Origin of the sequence: Streptomyces sp. WP-1 (assembly GCF_030450125.1) — a bacterium.
GTDB lineage: Bacteria > Actinomycetota > Actinomycetes > Streptomycetales > Streptomycetaceae > Streptomyces > Streptomyces incarnatus.
In genome coordinates, this window is the sequence record NZ_CP123923.1 from 425,134 (window position 1) to 445,624 (window position 20,491).

A 20,491-nucleotide genomic window follows, 5' to 3' on the forward strand; every position below is an offset into this window, starting at 1 on the left:
CATGGGTCTCACCTCCTCGGGCGGTGTCACGGTCGACTGCAAGCTATAGGCCCGGTCGCCGCCCCGTCCAGGCCTTTTCCGGGGCCCGCCCACCTCCAGGTCACACGGTGAACCGATCGGGATCCGCGCTCTCCCAGTCGGCCGCCCAGGACTGTGGTGGCTCGGCGAGCAGCTGCCCGGGTTCGAGCCACTCGTACAGTTGTTCGTAGGAGCGTTCGGTGTGGGGGTCGATGCGGCGGTGGAGCATGTGGGGGCGCAGGTCCGCGGGATGGGTGACGCCCATGGAGGCCATGAGTTGCATCGCGCTGGCCACGGTCGCTTCCTGGAAGCGGTGGACGCGTGGGGCCTTGTCGGTGACGTCCAGGGCGCGGGCGCGGTGGGGGTCCTGGGTGGTGATGCCGGTGGGGCAGGTGTTGGTGTGGCAGCGCTGTGCCTGGATGCAGCCGACGGCGAACATCATCGCCCGGGCGGCGTTGGCGTAATCGGCGCCCTGGACCATGCGTTTGAGGAGATCGCTGCCGGTGGCGACCTTGCCGCTCGCCCCGATCCTGATCCGGTCGCGCAGGCCCGCCCCCACGAGGGCGTTGTGCACCGTGAGCAGGCCCTCGGTGAGCGGGGTGCCCATATGGTCGGCGAACTCCAGCGGTGCCGCGCCCGTTCCGCCTTCCGCGCCGTCCACCACGATGAAGTCGGGTGCGGTGCCCTCCTCCAGCATGGCCCTGCACACCGCGAGGAACTGCCGGCGTGAGCCCACGCACAGCTTGAACCCGGCGGGCTTGCCACCGGACAGCTCACGCATGCGGGCGATGAAGCGGACGAGTTCGCGCGGGGTGGAGAACACCCGGTGGTACGGCGGGGAGACGACCGTACGCCCCTCGGGCACGCCCCGGACCCGGGCGATCTCCGCGTTCACCTTGGCCCCCGGCAGCACGCCCCCGATGCCGGGCTTCGCCCCCTGGGACAGCTTCAGGGACACGCACCTGACCTGGTCGTGCGCCGCCTTCCCGGCGAACTGCGCCGCGTCGAAGTCCCCGTCCCGGGTACGGCAGCCGAAGTACCCGGTACCGATCTCCCACACCAGGTCGCCCCCCGGACGCAGGTGGTACTCCGACAGCCCGCCCTCACCGGTGTCCTGGGCGAAACCCCCCGCCGCGGCACCACCGCCCAGCGCCAGGACCGCGTTGGCCGACAACGAACCGAAACTCATCGCCGACACGTTCAGCAGCGCCATCTCGTACGGCCGACCGCAGTCCGGCCCGCCGATCCGCACCCGCGGCGGGGTCGTCGGCACCGGGCACGGCGCCATCGACGGCACCAGGAACTCATGACCCGGCCGGTACACATCGCGCTCGGTACCGAACGGCTCCTCCGCGTCCGTACCCTTGGCACGCTCATAGACGATGCTGCGCACATCCCGGTCGAAGGGACGCCCGTCGAAGTTCCGCTCGATGAAATACTGCTGGAGCTCCGGGCGCAGACGCTCCAAGAGAAAGCGGGCATGGCCCAGAACGGGATAGTTGCGCAGCACCGAATGCCGGCGCTGCACCAGATCCCACCCGCCCAGCAGACCCAGCAGGGTCACCGGTGCGGCGGCGAACAGCCACCAGGGGGAGAGGCAGGCGCTCGCCGCGGACGCGAGCACACCCACGGCAACGATCAGAGTGACGGTGGCGATGCGTGTCATCACTTGCTCGTTGCCGTGGGCGCGCCCTCCAGTCCTGCGGTTACGTCAAGAGCACTTCAAGCACGGCGCTTCGGGCTTGGTGCTTCAAGCGCCGCGGTGGCTCAGGACGTTGATCACGCGGCCGCTGGGATCGCGGACGAAGAAGCGCCGCACCCCCCAGTCCTCGTCCCGCAGCGGGTGGACGATCTCCGCGCCGGCGGCCCGCACGGCCGCGTAGGCCGCGTCCACGTCGTCCACCTCGATGCTCATGTCCGGGGTGACCGGGGCGGTTCTGTCGGCTGATACGACGCTGATCTGGGCCGTCGGGGTCGACGGCGCGGCAAGCGTCATCACCCAGTCGAGGTTCATGACCTCCTCGAAGCCCAGCAGGCCGTAGAAATCGCGGCTCTCCTCCGCCGCCGCGGAATGAATGATGGGCATGACTCGGCGAACGGCCATCTGCGACTCCAAGGGCAAGAGGACACGACGGGTACGGGTACGAGGCTACGAGACCGTCCGTATGTCCTGCGGCGCCTTCCGTCGTACATCCGTGCGCCGGGTCCTCGGTCAGCTGGCGGCGAGGAGGCCGAGGGTGTCGATCACGCGGTTCGAGAAGCCCCACTCGTTGTCGTACCACGCGACGACCTTGATGTGGCGGCCGTCGACGCGGGTGAGGGCCGAGTCGAAGATCGACGAGGCGGGGTTGCCGGTGATGTCGGAGGAGACGAGCGGGTCCTCCGAGTATTCGAGGACACCGGCGAGGGGGCCCTCCGCCGCGGCGCGGTAGGCCGCCAGCACCTCGTCGCGGGTCACGTCGCGGGCGACGGTCGTGTTGAGTTCGACGATCGAGCCCACCGGCACCGGGACACGGATCGAGTCGCCCGACAGCTTGCCTTCGAGGTTCGGCAGCACCAGCCCGATCGCCTTGGCGGCGCCGGTCGTGGTCGGCACGATGTTGACACCGGCCGCACGGGCGCGGCGTGCGTCGCGGTGCGGACCGTCCTGGAGGTTCTGCTCCTGGGTGTAGGCGTGCACCGTGGTCATGAACCCGTGCTCGATACCGGCGAGTTCGTCGAGGACGGCGGCGAGCGGCGCCAGCGCGTTGGTGGTGCAGGAGGCGTTCGAGACGATGGTGTGCACCGCCGGGTCGTAGGCGTCGGTGTTGACGCCGAACGCGAGGGTGACGTCGGCGCCGTCGGACGGCGCGCTGACGAGCACCTTCCTCGCACCCGCGTCGAGGTGGGCGCGGGCGGCCTTCGCCGAGGTGAAGCGGCCGGTGGCCTCCAGGACGATGTCGACGCCGAGTTCGCCCCAGGGCAGCTGCGCCGGCTCGCGCTCGGCCAGCACGGTGATCCGGCGGCCGTCGACGACGAGGGTGTTGCCGTCGACGGTGACCGGGCGCCCGAGCCGGCCGGCCGTGCTGTCGTAGGCGAGCAGTCGCGCGAGGGTGGCGGGCTCCGTCAGGTCGTTGACGGCGACGACCTCAAGCGCGCTGTCCCGTTCGAGCAGTGCGCGCAGCACATTGCGTCCGATGCGGCCGAACCCGTTGATGGCGATGCGAGTCATGAGTGGTGTCCCTTCCGTTCGCCACCAGGCTCGCCTGTGGAGCGCGCCGCTGACAGTGGCGGGATGGCCATGGTTCAAAAGGATTCCGCCACCGTGCCGCCGGGCGGGTCACTCGCCCCGGGTGAAGGTGCGCCGGTACTCGCTCGGGGTGGTGCCGAGGATGCGCTGGAAGTGCAGGCGCAGGTTCGCGCCGGTGCCCAGTCCGACGTCGGCGGCGATCTGTTCGACACCGCGCTGGGAGCGTTCGAGCAGTTCGCGGGCCAGGTCGATGCGGGCGCGCATCACCCACTGCATCGGCGTGTAGCCGGTCTCCTCGACGAAGCGCCGGGAGAAGGTGCGCGGCGAGACCCCGGCCGCACGCGCCAGGGTGTCGAGGGTGAGGGGCTCGCCGAGCCGGTGCAGCGCCCACTCGCGGGTGGCGCCGAAGCGTTCGCCGTGCGGCTCGGGGACGCTGCGCGGCACGTACTGGGCCTGGCCGCCGCTGCGGTAGGGGGCGGCGACCAGGCGCCGGGCCGCGTGGTTGGAGGCGGCCACTCCGACGTCGCCGCGCAGGATGTGCAGGCACAGGTCGATACCGGAGGCGGCGCCGGCCGAGGTGAGCACGCTGCCCTCGTCCACGAACAGCACGTTCTCGTCGACCCGGACGAGGGGGTGCCGGGCCGCGAGTGCCTGGGTGTAGTGCCAGTGCGTCGTGGCGCGCCTGCCGTCGAGCAGGCCGGTGGCGGCGAGCGCGAAGGCCCCCGTCGAGATGGCCGCGAGCCGCGCGCCCCGCTCGTGGGCGGCGATCAGCGCGTCGACGACGGCCTGCGGCGGGTCTTCGCGGTCCGGGTGCCGGTAGCCGGGCACGAACACGATGTCGGCCCACCCGAGCGCGTCCAGGCCGTGGGCGACGTAGTACGCGAGCCCGTCACCCCCGGCCACGAGCCCGGGCGCCGCCCCGCACACCCGCACCTCGTACGGCATGCTCGCGCGGGTCGTGAACACCTGCGCGGGGATCCCGACATCGAGCGGCTTCGCGCCTTCGAGGACGAGGACGGCGACGCGATACAGGCGAGGGGCGGACACAGGATGAGGGTACGTGGGGAGGTGACCCCGGCACGCCCGCGTGGTGCCCCCGTGATCACGGCGCCAGTCCGGCCTCGGCTGCCCGGCGGAAGACGTCACCGCAGGTGGAGGACCGCGTCGGCGTGCGTGCGGCGAGTACGGCCAGGGCGTGGCGCACTTCGCCGCTCAGCCGGAAGACGTTGACGGCCTGTTCCTTGCGGACGTCGGCGAAGGTGTCCGGGAGCCCGGCGAGCAGTTCGAAATCGCGCTTACAGGTCACGGCCTCGGCCACGGCGAGAAGCGGCAGGCCGTCGAACTCCGCCGCGGACAGGGAGGCGTCGAGCGCGACGGCGTGGGCGGCCAGGACCGCGAAGATCTCGATCAGCCGCTCCCCCACCGCCGTGTCGATGCCCCGGTCCCGCAGACTCTCCCGGCGGCGGGGCCGACGCCACGGCTCCTGGTCCACCAGCGGCAGCAGGACACGGCCCAGGTACGCACACCGACGCCACACCATGTCGTGGTCCGAGGTCATGAGCGATCCTCCCGCCGGGGAGCGGAGGTGTCCATGGGCTCGCCGCCACCGATCCGCTCGGCGGGTGCGCGGGGCCGCGGCCCCGGTCCTCAGTCCACCCTGATCCCCACGATGCAGGTGTCGTCGTCGGTGTCCGACCTGCTGTACGTGAGGAGTCTGTCCAGGTGCTGGTCCAGGGTGCGGGGGCCCGAGCGGGCCGTGTCCAGGAGGTGGGTGAGGGATTCCTCGACCGAGCGGTCGCGGCGTTCGATCAGGCCGTCGGTGTACATGAGGAGGGTGTCGCCCGCGGCCAGGTTCAGTTCGGTCTCCTCGTAGACCGCCTCCGGGAGGGCGCCCAGCAGGAGGCCGCTGAGGGTGGGGAGGGTGGTGGCCTCCTGCTCGCGGACGAGGACGGGCGGCAGATGGCCGGCCCGTGCCCAGCGCAGGGTGCGGTTCTCGCCGTCGTACAGGCCGCACACGGCGGTCGCGGTGACGGCGCCCGTCAGATGGTGGGCGACGATGTTCAGCCAGGACAGCAGCTGAGCGGGCCCGGCTCCGGTGACGGCGAGGCCGCGCAGCGCGTTGCGCAGGACGACCATGCTGGTGGCCGCCTCGATGCCGTGCCCGGCGACGTCGCCGACGCACAGCAGGACGAGCCCCGAGGGCAGCACCACGGCGTCGTACCAGTCGCCGCCGACCAGGTGCTCGGTCTCGGCCGGCCGGTAACGGACCGCCACCTGGAGGCCGGGCACGCGCAGCGGTGCCTGGGTGGGGGGCATGATCGCGTGCTGGAGCTGGAGGGTGAGCCGGTTGCGCTCGGCGGCCTGCTGCTCGGTGTGGGCGAGCTGGTCGCGGGTCGCGGCGAGGGCGACCTCGGTCCAGTGCTGGGCGGAGATGTCCTGGTAGGCGCCGCGCACACCGAACAGCTGGCCGTCGGTGTCGAGGACCGGTTCGGCGACCAGGCGCATGTGCCGGGACACCCCGTCCGGCCGCTGCAAGCGGAACGCCGCCGAGGCCGGCCTGCGGTGGTGCAGCAGGGTGCGCAGGAACCGCCCGATCTGGACGGCGTCGTCCGGGTGGGAGTAGGCGGGCAGCTCCTCCAGGGCGACCGGGGAGCTGGTGGCCGCCCGGCCGTAGAGGCTGAACATCTGCCCGTTCCAGGTGATCTCGCCGGTCAGCAGGTTCTCCTCGAACCCGCCGATCCGGCCGAGCCGCTGCGCGTGCTGGAGCAGGCTGGCCAGGCGCGCGGTCTCGTCCTCGATGCGCCAGATGAGCAGCAGGCTGGAGCCGTGGCGGCTGATGCTGATGTCGGCGACCGCGGACAGCGGGACCTGGTCGACCAGCGCGGTGAGCCGCACGCGCTGGGCGCGGAACGGCTCCCCGGTGGCGTAGACCCGCTCCACACGCTGGAACAGCTCGCTGGTGCCGGCGGACATCGGGTACGCCTCCAGCAGCAGGGCGCCGCCGATGACGGCACGCGGGCGGCCCGCCGGGTCGAGGAAGCGGCTGTTGACGTGCTGGATGCGGAAGTCGACGAGCCGGCCCGTGTCGTCGAGGTGCGGCACCAGGACCAGGGCCGGGTCGTGCAGTCCGTCCGCGAGGTCCATCAGCTCCGCGGCGTCGGGCATGGCCCGGGATTCCGGGTGGGGCACGGCGGGGGCCACGAAGTCGTCCAGGGTGTGCGCGCACAGTTCGGCGAGCGTCTCCACCTGACGCAGCACGGGGCGCGGCAGCGGCTCCTCGGGCTTGGGCCAGGCGATCTCCAGGACGCCGTGGATACGGCCGCCCGCACCGGCGGGTACGGCGATCCGCGCGCCGTCGGCGTACTCGCGCCGCCCGATGGTGGGCAGCCCGGACTCGGCGAGCGAGGGCAGCCACTGTCCGCCGGGCTCGGTCAGGCCCCGGCGGGCCACCGTGGCCACGTCCGGCGGGACGTAGCACCAGCGGGCCGCCTCGGCCGGGGCGAAGCCCGCGCTGCCCGCGAGGGTCAGCGAACCGTCCGAGCCGGCCGCCCAGATGGCGACGGCGACGGCGCCGAGCGGGCGCAGCGCGTGTTCGAGCAGGGAGGCGGCCATCGCCTCGGTGTCGTGGGCGGCCAGCACCCCGCTCTCGGCGGCGCGCAGCCGTACGGCGGCGGAGTCCTCGTCCGCGCCACCGGGGTCCGCGGTGGTGGAGAGGAACGCCTCGGTCACCTCGGCGACCCGGTCCCTGGCCGCCTGGTTGATGACGTCCACCGCGAGTTCCAGCGGCGTCACCTGGGCCTGTTCGGTCAGTTCGGCGAGCTGCCGGGCGGCCTGGGCGGGCCCGCAGCCGAGGCGTTCGACCAGGATGCCCTTGGCCAGTTCGATCAGCGCCCGGCCCTCGGCCTCCGCCTGCGCGGTCCGCACCTCGCGGCGCAACCGCTCCACGGTGGCGGCGAGCCTGCCCACCGGGGAGTCGGCGGGCACGTCGGTCACTGCCACCGTGTCCACCGGCGGCAGCGGGGCGGGCTGGGCCGGCACGCCGCTCGACGGGTCGAACGGGGTGCCGGGATCGGTGGACGGCTGGATGTTCACCGGACGGGTACTCCTCGGCCTGCGGTAGGACGGTTGCGCGGTGTCGTTGTCCGGTCTCATGCCGGCAGCCAGCGCCGGACGCAGGCGATGAGGTCGCGGGTGTCCACCGGTTTCGTGACGTAGTCGCTGGCGCCGGAGGCGAGGCTCTTCTCCCGGTCGCCCTGCATCGCCTTCGCGGTGACGGCGATCACCGGCAGGTCCGCGTACCGGGGCATGCTGCGGATCTCGGCGGTGGCGGCGTAGCCGTCCATCTCGGGCATCATCACATCCATCAGGACGAGTTCGATGTCCGAGTTGTTCACCAGCGTCTCGATGCCCTTGCGGCCGTTCTCCGCGTGCAGCACGCGGAAGCCGTGCAGTTCGAGGATGCCGCTGAGCGCGAAGAGGTTGCGCGCGTCGTCGTCGACGACGAGGACGGTACGGCCGCGGGTGTGTTCGTCGACCTGGTCCGGGGTGTGCTGGAGTTCCTCGCCGCGGACGAAGGTGAGCACCTCGCCGGGCTCCTCCGCGGACAGGTGGAGGGCGATCCGCTCCCGCAGCTCGTCCAGGCTGGAGAGGTACTCCAGCGAGCCGCCCGGCTCCGCCTCGGGGTACTCGGCGCGGTGGGAGCCGTTGTGCACCAGCACGGGGACGCCGGCGAGGGCCGAGTCGCCGTGCAGCGCCTGGAGGAACCGGGCCGACTCCCCGTCGGGGGCGCCCAGTTCGACGACGACGCAGTGGCAGGGTTCGGCGGCGAGGGCGCCGGCCGCCTCCTGGGCGCCGACCGCGGTGATGATGTCGACGGGGATGCCGTCGGCGTGCCCGTGGTCGAGATCGCCCACGACACTCTCGGCGACCAGGGTCAGCAGGCCGCGCGGACGCTCCTCCACGACGAGCAGCCGACGGGCCCGCTGCCGCTTGGCGGAGACGAGGGGCGGCGCCGCCTTGAGCTCGTGCGGGGCGGCGGCGTCCGTCTGCTCCAGTTCGGCCGGTTCGACGGTGCCGCGGACGCCGCGCAGGTGTTCGTCGAAGTCGGGCCGGGCCACGGGCAGGAAGAGGGTGAAGGTGCTGCCCCTGCCGGGTGTGCTGTCGACGGTGACGGCGCCGCCGAGCAGATGGGCGATCTCCCGGGTGATGGACAGGCCGAGCCCGGTGCCGCCGTACTTGCGGCTGGTGGTGCCGTCGGCCTGCTGGAACGCGCCGAAGATGCTCTCCAGTTGCTGCTCCGGGATGCCGATGCCGGTGTCCTTCACCCGGAAGGCGACCACCGCGCCGCCGCGGACCACGTCGCGCGGCACCTCGTCGTCGGTGGCGGGTTCGACGCGCAGTTCGACCCCGCCCTGCTCGGTGAACTTCACCGCGTTGGACAGCAGGTTGCGCAGGATCTGGCGGAGCCGGGAGTCGTCGGTGAGGAGGTCGGCGGGCGCCCCGGCCGAGGTGGTGACGGTGAAGCCGAGGCTCTTCTGCGAGGTCATCGGCCGGAAGGTGGCCTCGACGTACTCGATGAGCTGGCGCAGCGAGACCCGTTCCGGGGTGACGTCCATCTTGCCGGCCTCGACCTTGGACAGGTCGAGGATGTCGTTGATCAGCTGGAGCAGGTCGGAGCCCGCCGAGTGGATGATGCCCGCGTATTCGACCTGCTTCGGGGTGAGGTTGCGGGACGGGTTCTGGGCGAGCAGCTGGGCCAGGATGAGCAGGCTGTTGAGCGGGGTGCGCAGCTCGTGGCTCATGTTGGCGAGGAACTCGGACTTGTACTTGGAGGCCAGCGACAACTGCTGGGCGCGTGCCTCCAGTTCCTGCCGGGCCTGCTCGATCTGGAGGTTCTTGCCCTCGATGTCGCGGTTCTGCTCGGCGAGCAGTGAGGCCTTCTCCTCCAGTTCCGCGTTGGAGCGCTGGAGTTCCTCCTGCTGGGCCTGCAACTCGGCGGAGCGGGCCTGGAGTTCGCTGGTGAGACGCTGGGACTCTTCGAGCAGTTCGTCGGTGCGGGCGTTGGCGACGATCGTGTTCACGTTGACGCCGATGGTGTCCACGAGCTGCTGGAGGAAGTCCCGTTGCACGGTGGTGAACCGGGTGACGGAGGCCAGTTCGATGACGCCGAGTACCTGCTCCTCGAAGAGGATAGGCAGCAGGAGCAGCGCGGTGGGCTCGATCTGTCCGAGTCCGGAGGAGATGGTGACGTAGCGGGGCGGCAGCTCGTCGACCGCGATCGTACGGCGGCTGCGCGCGGCCTGGCCGACCAGGGAGCGGCCGAAGGGGATCCGCTCGGGGCGCTCGTCCTGGTCGGGGCGGCCGTAGTCGCCGACGAGCCGCAGCTCGGGGCCGGCGGCGCTGTCCTCGGCGAGGTAGAAGGCGCCGTACTGGGCGGACACCTGGGGTACCAGCTCGTCCATGATCAGCTCGGCCACGACGCGCAGGTCGCGGTGGCCCTGCATGAGGCCGGAGAGCCGGGCGAGGTTGGTCTTGAGCCAGTCCTGTTCCTGGTTGGCCCGGGTGGTCTCGCGCAGGGACTCCACCATGGAGTTGATGTTGTCCTTGAGGTCGGCGACCTCTCCGGAGGCGTCGACGGTGATGGAGCGGGTCAGGTCGCCCTCGGCGACGGCGCTGGCGACGTCGGCGATGGCGCGGACCTGCCGGGTGAGGTTCCCGGCGAGTTCGTTGACGTTCTCGGTGAGCCGCTTCCAGGTGCCGGAGACGCCCTCGACCTCGGCCTGGCCGCCGAGGCGGCCCTCGGTGCCGACCTCGCGGGCGACACGGGTGACCTCGTCGGCGAACGCGGACAGCTGGTCCACCATCGTGTTGATGGTCGTCTTCAGTTCGAGGATCTCGCCGCGCGCGTCGACGTCGATCTTCTTCGACAGGTCGCCCTTGGCCACGGCGGTGGTCACCAGCGCGATGTTGCGCACCTGGCCGGTGAGGTTGTTGGCCATGGAGTTGACGTTGTCGGTGAGGTCCTTCCAGGTGCCGGCCACGTTGGGCACATGGGCCTGGCCGCCGAGACGGCCCTCGGTGCCGACCTCACGGGCGACACGCGTCACCTCGTCCGCGAACGCCGAGAGGGTGTCGACCATGGTGTTGATGACGTCGGCGAGCGCGGCGACCTCGCCCTTGGCCTCCACCATGATCTTCTGCGAGAGGTCGCCCTTGGCGACGGCGGTGGCGACCTGGGTGATGGAGCGGACCTGGCCGGTGAGGTTGGAGGCCATCACGTTGACGTTGTCGGTGAGGTCCTTCCAGGTGCCGGCGACGCCCCGCACCTGCGCCTGGCCGCCGAGGCGGCCCTCGGTGCCGACCTCGCGGGCGACACGGGTGACCTCGTCCGCGAACGCGGACAGCTGGTCCACCATCGTGTTGATGGTCGACTTCAGCTCCAGGATCTCGCCCCGGGCATCCACCGTGATCTTCTGCGACAGATCGCCCTGGGCCACGGCGGTGGCCACCTGGGCGACGTTGCGCACCTGGTTGGTCAGGTTTCCGGCCATGAAGTTGACCGAGTCCGTGAGGTCCCGCCAGGTGCCCTTGACGCCCTTGACGTCGGCCTGGCCGCCGAGGCGGCCCTCGGTGCCGACCTCACGGGCGACACGCGTCACCTCGTCCGCGAACGCGGACAGCTGGTCCACCATCGTGTTGATGGTCGACTTCAGCTCCAGGATCTCGCCCCGGGCATCCACCGTGATCTTCTGCGACAGATCGCCCTGGGCGACGGCCGTCGTCACCTGGGCGACGTTACGCACCTGGGCGGTGAGGTTTCCGGCCATGAAGTTGACCGAATCCGTGAGGTCGCGCCAGACGCCGGCGACGCCCGGGACCTGCGCCTGGCCGCCGAGCCGGCCCTCGGTGCCGACCTCGCGGGCGACGCGTGTCACCTCGTCGGCGAAGGCGGAGAGCTGGTCGACCATCGTGTTGACGGTCTCCTTCAGCTGAAGGATCTCGCCGCGCGCCGGGACGTCGATCTTCTGCGACAGGTCACCCTTGGCGACCGCGGTGGCCACCTGGGCGATGTCGCGGACCTGGGTGGTGAGGTTGCCCGCCATCGCGTTGACCGAGTCGGTCAGGTCGGCCCAGGTGCCCGAGACTCCCGGCACCTGCGCCTGGCCGCCGAGGGTGCCCTCGGTGCCCACCTCGCGGGACACGCGGGTGACTTCGGAGGTGAAGACGGACAGCTGGTCGACCATGCCGTTGAAGACGGTGGCGATGTCGCCCATGAGGCCCGGGGAGTCGTCCGGCAGCCGGGTGCCGAAGTCTCCGTCACGGACCGCGGTCAGCCCCGCGAGCAGTCTTCTCAGTTCCTCGTCGCCCGGTACCGCGTCGGTCGTCCCCGTCGCCTTGCCGGCCATGCGCGCCTCATTCCGCTCCCCAGGAGCCTCCGGGCATGGGAGAGCTCCGAACCAACGCCGGGCACGCGGCCTGACCCGGCGGTTCAAGTGTGCATTTCCCCAGTTCACGGATTTACACGAAGGGAAAATACGCCGAAGGTTAACCCAGTCCCCCGGCCTCGCACAAAAGCCGCCGTCGGCCCCGGACGATCAGGGAATCGATCGGTCGCCAGGTGGGTACGACCACTTTTCGGGCCCTCGGGATCCAGGCGCGCGGCGCCGGCAGGGCGGGCCGGGGCGTGCGGCCGGACCCTCCGCTTCGCAGTCGTACCGGCACCGACTCAGCCGCGCCGCTTAACCGTCGATTCCCGCACCACGAGTTCGAAGCCCGGCAGGATGCGGCGAGGGACCGGTGCGGTGCGGGCGCCGATGCGTTCCACGACGCAGTCGACGGCGATCTGGGCGATGGCGCGTTTGTCGGGGGCGACGGTGGTCAGGGCGACGGCCGCGTAGCGGGCCTCCTCGATGTCGTCGAAGCCGGCGACCGCGATGTCCTGGGGGACGCGCAGCCCGCGTCTGGCCAGGACCCGCATGGCGCCCAGGGCGACGAGGTCGTTGAAGGCGAACACGGCGTCCGGCCGTTCACCGCGGTCCAGGAGGGCGGCCATGGCCACGGCGCCGTCCTGGCGGTCGTAGCCGTCGGTGGCCACGACCAGGGGCTCGGGCGGCCGCAGACCGGCGGCGGTGTGTGCCTCGCGCCATCCGCGCAGGCGCAGATGGGCGGGTTCCCGCGCGCTCTCGTGGCGGGCGCCGAGGAAGGCCACGCGGCGGCGGCCGGTGTCGAGCAGATGCTGCACCGCGGCGCGGGCCGCCGCCACGTTGTCGATGGCGATGTGGTCGAAGGGGGCGTCGTACTCGCGCTCCCCGAGGAGGACGAGGGGGGAGGTGTCCGTGCGGGCGAGCAGGTCCTCCGTCGCCATCCGGATCGGGCTGAGGATCAGACCGTCGATGATCTGCGCGCGAAAGCCCTGGCAGACCAGGATCTCCTTCTCCCGCAGTCCCGCCGTGTGGTCGAGCAGCACCGTGTAGTCGTGCCGGGCGGCCGCGTCGATGACGGCGCCGGCCACCTCGGAGAAGTACGGGTTGCCCAGTTCGGGGACGGCCAGCGCGATGATGCCGGTGCGGCCGTTGCGCAGATGGCGGGCGACGAGGTTGGGCCGGTAGCCGAGTTCGTCGATGGCCCGCTGCACCCGTGCCCGGGTACCGGGGGAGACATGGACATAGTTGTTCACGACGTTCGACACAGTCTTGACGGAAACCCCGGCGCGCTGTGCGACGTCCTTCAGGCTGACGCCCACGGGACTCCTTCGGTAGGTCGGCGGCGTCAGTCCGTCTGCCGGGTGCGGCTGAGCAGGGTCTGGACGAGGACCACCACGGCCAGGAAGGCGCCGTTGACCGTGTCGGTGAACGCGGAGCCGTACTGGGAGAAGTAATGGTCGATCAGGTTGTGGATGACGGCCAGTACCAGTACGCCGCACGCCGTGCCGCCGATGGAGCCGCTGCCGCCGGCCAGCAGCGTGCCGCCGATCACCACCGAGGCGATGGCGGTGAGTTCGTAGCCCACGCCGATGGTGGTGACGCCGGAGCCCAGGCGGGCGCTGCCGAGCGCGCCGGCGGTCGCGGCGAGGGTGGCGGACAGGACGTAGACGAGGACCTTGGTGCGGGCCACGGGAAGGCCCATGAGGGTGGCCGCGTTCTCGTTGCCGCCCGTCGCGGTGACCGTGGCGCCGAACCGGGTGCGGGTGAGCAGCAGCGCGCCGAGCCCGAAGAGGGCCGCGACGAGGAGGACGGGCACCCAAGTGCCGTCGCCCAGGCGGCGGAAGGCGGAGTCGGCGGGGACCAGATAGGTGGTGGCCCCTTCGTTGGTCAGCGCCTGGAGCAGGCCGCGTGCGCCGAGGAGTCCGGCGAGGGTGACGATGAAGGGGGCCATGCGGGCGCGGGCGACGAGGAGTCCCTGCGCGGTGCCCCAGAGCGCGCCGACGGCCAGGGGCAGGACGACGGCGAGCCAGGTGCCGCCGGTGTGCGCGCCGTAGGCGCCGAGCACCCCGCCCAGCGCGTACACGGAGCCCACGGACAGGTCGATGCCGCCGGTGAGGATGACGAAGGTCATGCCGAGCGCCAGCAGCCACACGAAGGCGTTGTTGCCGAGGATGCTGGAGATGTTGGACCAGGTGGGGAAGGTGGCCGAGGTCGCGGAGGCGAGGGCGACCATCAGCACCAGCACGGCCAGCGCGCCCCGGCGCTGGATGTGGGAGGCCAGCCGTTCGCGCGGGGCGGCCGGCTGCGCGGCATCGGGCGCCGGGCGCGGCGGCCGGGCGGCGGGCCGCAGGGCGGAGGGGGTCATCGGGTACCTCGCTCCTGTGAGGCGTAGACCGCGAAGCAGATGATGACGGCCTCCACGAGTTGGGTGTAGGAGGTGTGCACGTTGTGCTGGGTGAGGACGGCGGTGATGAGCTGCATGAACAGCGCGCCGGCCACGGTGCCGAGGACCCGGACCCGGCCGCCGGTGAGCGGGGTGCCGCCGACCACGACCGCGGTGATGGCGTTGAGTTCCATGTTGAGGCCCTGGTTGGCGGGGTCCGCCTCGGCGCCGTGCCCGACGATCATCGCGCCGGCCAGGGCGGCGAGGACGCCGGACAGGACGTAGACGGTGACGAGGACCCGGCGCACCGGCAGACCGGCCAGCTTGCTCGCCCGGCGGTTGTCGCCGATGGCCACCAGTTGCCGGCCGAAGGTGGTCCGGCGCACCAGCAGCGCGGTCAGCACCGCGCACGCCCCGGCGGTCCACGCCATGACCGGGACCCCGGCGAACCCGTCCGAACCGAGGCCCAGCAGCCCGGCGTCGGTGACCGGCTTGGCGGAGTTGCCGTTGATCAGCTCGGCGACGCCCCGCAGTCCGATCATCAGGGAGAGGGTGGCGACGATCGGCTGGACGCGGGCGAGGGCGACCATGGTGCCGCCGACCGCGCCGGACACCGCGCCGCAGACCAGGGCGATCAGCACCGCGAGCGGCGCGCCGTAGCCGAGGTAGAGGGGGACGACCGAGGCGGCCAGGGCGATGACGGCGCCGACCGAGAGGTCGACGCCCTCCGTGCCGATGACCAGGGCCATGCCGAGGGCGACGATCAGGGTGGGGGCGACCTGGAAGAGCTGGATGCGGACATTGCCCGTGGAGAGGAACGAGCTGTCCAGGGCGGCGGCCACGACGAACAGGACGAGCAGCGCGGCGTAGACGCCGTACGACTGGAGCAGGCGGGTCAGGCGGGCCCTGTCCAGCGGGCCGGGGGCGGTCCAGGCCGTGGGAGTCATCGGGGCTCCTCCTTCGTCACGGCCGGGGCGGTCGGGCGTCCTTGGGCCTGCGTCGGGTTGTCGTCGGGGGGCGGGGCGGGGTCTTCGCCGTTCGGTTCCCCGGAGGGCGGTTTTGCGGAAAGCGGCTCTGCGGAGGCCAGGTCTTCCGAAGGCAGTTCTCCCGAGGGCGGTTCTCCTGAAGCCAGTTCTCCCGAGGGCGGTTCTCCTGAAGCCAGTTCTCCCGAGGGCGGGGCGGAGGCGAGCGTGTCCAGCACGGTCTGTTCGGTGATGTCCTCGCCCTGGAGGTGGCCGACCGCGCGTCCGTCCTTGAGGACGACGAGCCGGTCCGAGCCCTCGATCAGCTCCTCCAGGTCGGAGGAGATCAGCAGCACCCCGAGTCCCTGCTCGGCGAGTTCGTCGATGAGCGCCTGCACCTCGGCCTTGGCGCCCACGTCGATGCCCCGGGTGGGTTCGTCCAGGAGCAGCACCTTGGGGTCCAGGCACAGCCAGCGGGCCAGCAGCACCTTCTGCTGGTTGCCGCCGGACAGGTCGCTGACCTTCTGGTCCGGGCTGGACGCCTTGATGCGCAGCCGCTCCATGAAGAAGCGCACGATCTCGTCCTGCTTGGCCCCCGAGACCACACCGGCGCGGGCGAGCCGGGGCAGCAGGGCCAGGGAGATGTTCTCGCGCACGGAGAGGTTGGGCAGGATGCCCTCGGTCTTGCGGTCCTCGGCGAGCATCACGACACCGGCCTTGATGGCGGCGGCCGGGCTCCGGCGGGCGAGGGGGACGCCGTCCACCTCGACGGTGCCGCCGTCGGTGGCCAGGGCACCGGTGATCGCCTTGGCCGTCTCGCTGCGCCCGGCGCCGAGCAGCCCGCCGAGCCCCACGACCTCGCCGTGGTGGATGTCGAGGCCGACGCCGTGGACCTTGTGGCGGACCGTCAGGCCGGTGGCACGCAGCACGGGACCGGCCGTGTGTCCGCCATGCCCGCCGTCTCCGCCGCGTCGACCGAGTTGGCCGCGTTGACCGTGTTGGCCCTGCTGGCCGTGCTGGCCCTGCTGGCCGTGCTGGCCGTGCTGGCCGTGCTGGCCGTGCTGGCCGTGCTGGCCGTGCTGGCCGTCGCCGAACGCCGTGGCGCCCTTGGCCCGCACGGTGGACATCTCGCGGCCGAGCATCAGTGAGATGAGCTTCAGCCGCTCCAGTCCGGCCATGTCCCCGGTGTGCACGACCGCGCCGTCGCGCATCACGGTGACGCGGTCGCAGATCTCGTACAACTCGTCGAGGCGGTGGCTGACGTAGACGACGGCGACGCCCTGGCCGCGCAGGCCGCGGATCACCGAGAAGAGGGTCTCGACCTCGCGGGGTTCCAGCGAGGAGGTCGGCTCGTCCATCACGACCACGCGGGCGTCGATCCGCATCGCGCGGGCCAGGGCCACCATCTGCTGGGCGCCCAGTCCGAGACTGCCGAGCGGGCGGGTGACGTCCACGTCGACGCCGTAGCGTTTCAGCGTCTCGCGGGCCATGCGGTTGACGGCCCGTACGTCGACCAGGCCGAAGCGGCGCGGTTCGCGGCCCAGGCACAGGTTGCGGGCCACCGACATCAGCGGGACGAGGTTCACCTCCTGGTAGATGGTGGAGATGCCGGCCGCCTGCGCCTCCAGGGGATTGCGGAAGGCGCGGTCCTCGCCCGCGAGGCTGACCCGCCCCGCGTCGGGCCGGTACACACCGGTCATCACCTTGATCAACGTCGACTTTCCGGCGCCGTTCTCGCCGATGAGCGCGTGCACCTCACCGGGGCGCAGGCGGAAGTCCACCCCGCGCAGGGCGTGGACGCCCGCGAAGCTCTTGTCCACCTCGGCGACTTCGAGGATCCAGTCGCTGTGAGGTGCCCGGCCCTGCTGGACCAACGTCTTCCTCCTCGTGCGGGCCGCCGGTGGCAGCCGCCGGCCTTGCCGGGCCGGAGCACCGGCGTCCTGGCTCCGGCCCGTCTGCTGATGGCCCAAGGCCGTGGCTCAGTAGACGAGGCCCTGGTCGAGGGCCTGCTTGGCGTTGCCGGCGGTGAAGTGGCCGTCCTTGATGATCACCTTGGGCTGTACGCCGGTGGTGCCGTAGAAGTCCTTGAGCGCCTGGAAGGCCAGCGGGCCGAAGCGCGGGTTGGTCTCGATGTCGGACACCATCTGGCCCGCGCCGACGTTCTTGACGGCCTGCTCGATGCCGTCGATGGAGACGACCTTGACGTCCTTGCCGGGCGTCTTGCCCGCGGATCTGATGGCCTGGATCGCGCCGAGCGCCATCTCGTCGTTCTCCGCGTAGACGGCGTTGATGTCGGAGTGGGACTGGAGCAGCTGCTCCATGACCTTCTGGCCGTCGGTCTGGGCGAAGTTGCCGGTCTGCGAGGCGACGATCTTCATCTTCGGGTACTTCGCCTTGGCCCGGTCCTCGAAGCCCTTGGTCCGGTCGGTGGTGACGTTGTTGCCGGGGGTGCCGGTGAGGATGGCGACATGGGCGTCACCGCCCCCGGTGGCGCCGGCGAGGTCGTCGGCCGCGAGTTGCGCCTGGTGGTAGAAGTCCGAGCCGATGAAGGCCATGAAGTCGGTGCAGGCGGCGCCGCCCACGGTGCGGTCGATGGTGAGCACGGGGACCTTGGCGGACTTGGCCTTGGCGAGGGCGGGGCCGAGGCCGTCGGAGTTCTCCGGCGCGACGATCAGGACCTTGGCACCCTGCGCGATCATGTCCTCGATCTGCGAGTTCTGGGTGTTGACGTCCGCGTTGGCGTTGCGCTCGATGAGCTTCACGCCGAGCTTCTCGGCCTGCTGCTCGATGCTCTTGGTCTCGGTGGCGCGGAAGGGGTTGCTGGTCGACTCCGACTGGGAGAAGCCGACGATCGTCTTGCCGTCGGTGATGTCCAGTCGGGGAACGCCGCCGCTGTAGCTCCTGTAGGTACAGCCTGGGCCCGCCGCCGAGGGTGAGGCGACCTGCTGGGAGGCGGCCGAGTCGTTGTTCGCGGCCGCCGAGGCGCCCGAGCCACCGCCGGAGGAGGAGTCCGACTTGGTGCATCCGGTGGCGGCCAGGCAGAGGCCGGCGGTGAGCACTGCGGCGGTAAGAGCCTTGGCTCGGGGGGAGACGTTCACGCGCCGATCACATCCTCAACGATGCAACGAAGGGGCGGGGCTGAAGAGACGAGGCCACCTGGACCCTCGATCGCGGAGGGTGGTACGACAGGCGGGCTTTTCAACGTTGTAGACATTGAGGGAACGTCAAACCCGGTGTCAACCCGCGGTACGCAACTCTTCGAGCGGGGCGTTCCGTTCGCGTGCGAGGCGGCCCGGCAGGGGCTCCCGAGCACCCGAACTCTTCGATGACCGCGCGCCCGGCGCCACCAACTCCCTTGTGAGCTGCGGGTTTACGACTCTCAGCAGGATCGCGGCCATGCGTGCGGCCGGATTCGCGCACGGGGATGGACGCCCCCGTGGGGGCTGTGCTGTCATGTGGCGGATCCCGTTTACAACGTTGGTAGAGCCCGGCGCCGTGCAGGCGCCGAGCCGAGCGCGCTCTGCCGCCGTCTCGGCAGTCCGGGCTCCATTCCCCCCTCTCCCCCAGCACCGGGAGCACACCATGCGCAGAGAGAAATCCACCGCGGGAGGCGGTCTTCGCCGGTCCGCGCGGTGGGCGCACCTCCGTCCCGTGCGGTATCTGCTGTCCGCCCTCGCGGCGATCGGGCTCGTCCTCGGGGCCCTGATCGCCCTGCCGGGCGTCTCGCAGGCGGCGGGCTCGCTGCCGTGCGACATCTACGGCGCCGCCGGTACCCCCTGCGTCGCCGCGCACAGCACGACGCGTGCCCTGCTGTCCTCGTACAACGGCCCCCTGTACCAGGTCACACGCGCCTCGGACGGGGCCCGCGCGGACATCGGGCTGCTGTCCGCGGGCGGTTACGCCAACGCCGCCCAGCAGGACACGTTCTGCCAGAACACCACCTGCCGTATCACCAAGGTCTACGACCAGACCGCGCGGCACAACGACCTGACCCCGGGCCCGGCCGGCACCTCCGGCATGGGCGCCGACCGAGGCGCGGACGCGAGCGAGATCGCGGTGACGGCCGGCGGCCACAAGGTGTACGGCATCTGGATCTCGCCGGGCGTCGGCTACCGCTACACCGGGGTGGCCTCCGGCGTCGCGGTCGACGGGCAGCCCGAGGGCGCCTACATGGTGGCCAGCGGGACGCACGTCGGCTCCGACTGCTGCTTCGACTACGGCAACGCGGAGAGCACCCCGGCGGACACCGGCAACGGCCACATGGACGCCGTGTCCATCGCCACCACCTGCTACTTCGCGCCGTGCACCGGGTCGGGGCCGTGGATCGAGGCCGACATGGAGAACGGCATGTTCCAGGGCGACAACGGCTCCAACACCGCCAACCGGGGGAACAACAGCCCCTTCGTCACAGCCGTGTTGAAGAACGACGGGCAGACCAAGTACGCGCTCAAGGGGGGCAACTCCCAGTCGGGCGCGCTGAGTACATGGTGGGACGGCGCTCTGCCGACCCGCGGCGGGTACCGGCCCATGCATCAGGAGGGCGGCATCATCCTGGGCACGGGCGGTGACAACAGCAACTGGAACCGGGGGACCTTCTTCGAGGGCGTGATGGTCGCCGGTTACCCGTCCGACGCCGCCGAGAACGCCGTCCAGTCGAACGTGGTCTCCGTCGGCTACTCCGGTGAGACGGACGTGCCCAACGGGCCCCAGGGCACGGTCACCGGGCCGGGCGGCAAGTGCGTGGACGTCGCCGCGGACGACACCGGCACCAACGGCACCGCCGTACAGTTGTGGGACTGCCAGAACTGGGCCGAGGACCAGCACTGGCAGCACAACGCCGACGGTTCCCTGAGCACGATCGGCCGGTGCCTGGACATCGAGGGCAACGGCACGGCGAACGGCGCCAAGGTCGAGCTGTGGGACTGCGACGGCGTCGGCGGACAGAAATGGATCCAGCAGGCCGACGGATCACTCCTCAACCCCCAGTCCGGCCGCTGCCTGGACTCCCCCAGCGGCGCGACCGCCAACGGCACCCGTCTCCAGATCTGGGACTGCAACGGATCCGCCGCGCAGAAGTTCTCCGTCAACGGCGGTGCGCCGGTCGTCGGCACGGGGTCGAAGTGCGTCGACGTGGCCGCCGACGACAGCGGCGGCAACGGTACGGCCGTACAGCTGTGGGACTGCCAGTCCTGGGCCGTCGACCAGCACTGGTACCACAACGCCGACGGCTCGCTGCGCACCCTCGGCCGGTGCCTCGACATCAACGGCAACGGCACCGCCAACGGCACCCAGGTCGAGCTGTGGGACTGCGACGGCGCCGGTGGACAGAAATGGGTCCAGCAGGCCGACGGATCACTCCTCAACCCCCAGTCCGGCCGCTGCCTGGACTCCCCCAGCGGCGCGACCGCCAACGGCACCCGTCTCCAGGTCTGGGACTGCAACGGATCCGCCGCGCAGAAGTTCAAGCTGAGCTGAC

Annotated in this window: 13 protein-coding genes; 1 reads left to right on the forward strand and 12 read right to left on the reverse strand. The window is 71.3% G+C overall.

Going from position 1 to position 20,491, the window contains the following annotated elements:
* Positions 1-100 precede the first annotated feature (100 nt).
* From QHG49_RS01430 to QHG49_RS01485, 12 genes are all read right to left on the reverse strand, one after another.
* On the reverse strand, positions 101-1,684 hold the full coding sequence (locus QHG49_RS01430) for an FMN-binding glutamate synthase family protein (protein ID WP_301486972.1): 1,584 nt from the start codon (positions 1,682-1,684) through the stop codon (positions 101-103).
* Positions 1,685-1,768: 84 nt separating this feature from the next.
* A complete protein-coding gene (locus QHG49_RS01435; RefSeq protein ID WP_159697877.1) occupies positions 1,769-2,122 on the reverse strand; it encodes a VOC family protein in 354 nt (117 codons plus the stop codon).
* A gap of 108 nt (positions 2,123-2,230) precedes the next feature.
* A complete protein-coding gene (gene gap, locus QHG49_RS01440; RefSeq protein ID WP_159697880.1) occupies positions 2,231-3,229 on the reverse strand; it encodes a type I glyceraldehyde-3-phosphate dehydrogenase in 999 nt (332 codons plus the stop codon).
* A gap of 108 nt (positions 3,230-3,337) precedes the next feature.
* Positions 3,338-4,294 (reverse strand): GlxA family transcriptional regulator, encoded by a 957-nt coding sequence (locus QHG49_RS01445; protein ID WP_145486871.1) that lies wholly within the window; start codon positions 4,292-4,294, stop codon positions 3,338-3,340.
* Positions 4,295-4,349: 55 nt separating this feature from the next.
* Positions 4,350-4,805, reverse strand: a complete 456-nt coding sequence (locus QHG49_RS01450; RefSeq protein WP_301486973.1) for a hypothetical protein — start codon at positions 4,803-4,805, stop codon at positions 4,350-4,352.
* Positions 4,806-4,894: 89 nt separating this feature from the next.
* On the reverse strand, positions 4,895-7,264 hold the full coding sequence (locus QHG49_RS01455; RefSeq protein WP_301492659.1) for a SpoIIE family protein phosphatase: 2,370 nt from the start codon (positions 7,262-7,264) through the stop codon (positions 4,895-4,897).
* A gap of 131 nt (positions 7,265-7,395) precedes the next feature.
* Entirely contained in the window at positions 7,396-11,652 is a 4,257-nt protein-coding gene (locus tag QHG49_RS01460) for a HAMP domain-containing protein (protein WP_159697892.1), read from the reverse strand.
* A 320-nt stretch (positions 11,653-11,972) separates the two neighbouring features.
* Positions 11,973-12,989, reverse strand: coding sequence for a LacI family DNA-binding transcriptional regulator (locus tag QHG49_RS01465; RefSeq protein ID WP_159697895.1), 1,017 nt, complete (start codon positions 12,987-12,989; stop codon positions 11,973-11,975).
* A 26-nt stretch (positions 12,990-13,015) separates the two neighbouring features.
* Positions 13,016-14,035 carry an ABC transporter permease gene (locus tag QHG49_RS01470; RefSeq protein ID WP_301486974.1) on the reverse strand — a complete coding sequence of 340 codons (1,020 nt, stop codon included), beginning with the start codon at positions 14,033-14,035 and terminating at the stop codon, positions 13,016-13,018.
* Positions 14,032-15,000 carry an ABC transporter permease gene (locus QHG49_RS01475; RefSeq protein ID WP_301486975.1) on the reverse strand — a complete coding sequence of 323 codons (969 nt, stop codon included), beginning with the start codon at positions 14,998-15,000 and terminating at the stop codon, positions 14,032-14,034. The genes QHG49_RS01470 and QHG49_RS01475 overlap by 4 nt, the downstream gene beginning before the upstream one ends.
* Positions 14,997-16,889, reverse strand: coding sequence for a sugar ABC transporter ATP-binding protein (locus QHG49_RS01480; RefSeq protein ID WP_301486976.1), 1,893 nt, complete (start codon positions 16,887-16,889; stop codon positions 14,997-14,999). The genes QHG49_RS01475 and QHG49_RS01480 overlap by 4 nt, the downstream gene beginning before the upstream one ends.
* Before the next feature lie 105 nt (positions 16,890-16,994).
* Entirely contained in the window at positions 16,995-18,113 is a 1,119-nt protein-coding gene (locus tag QHG49_RS01485) for an ABC transporter substrate-binding protein (protein WP_301486977.1), read from the reverse strand.
* A 484-nt stretch (positions 18,114-18,597) separates the two neighbouring features.
* Here QHG49_RS01485 and QHG49_RS01490 point away from each other — a divergent pair, with 484 nt between their 5' ends.
* Positions 18,598-20,490 (forward strand): arabinofuranosidase catalytic domain-containing protein, encoded by a 1,893-nt coding sequence (locus QHG49_RS01490; protein ID WP_301486978.1) that lies wholly within the window; start codon positions 18,598-18,600, stop codon positions 20,488-20,490.
* The last annotated feature ends 1 nt before the right edge of the window (position 20,491 follow it).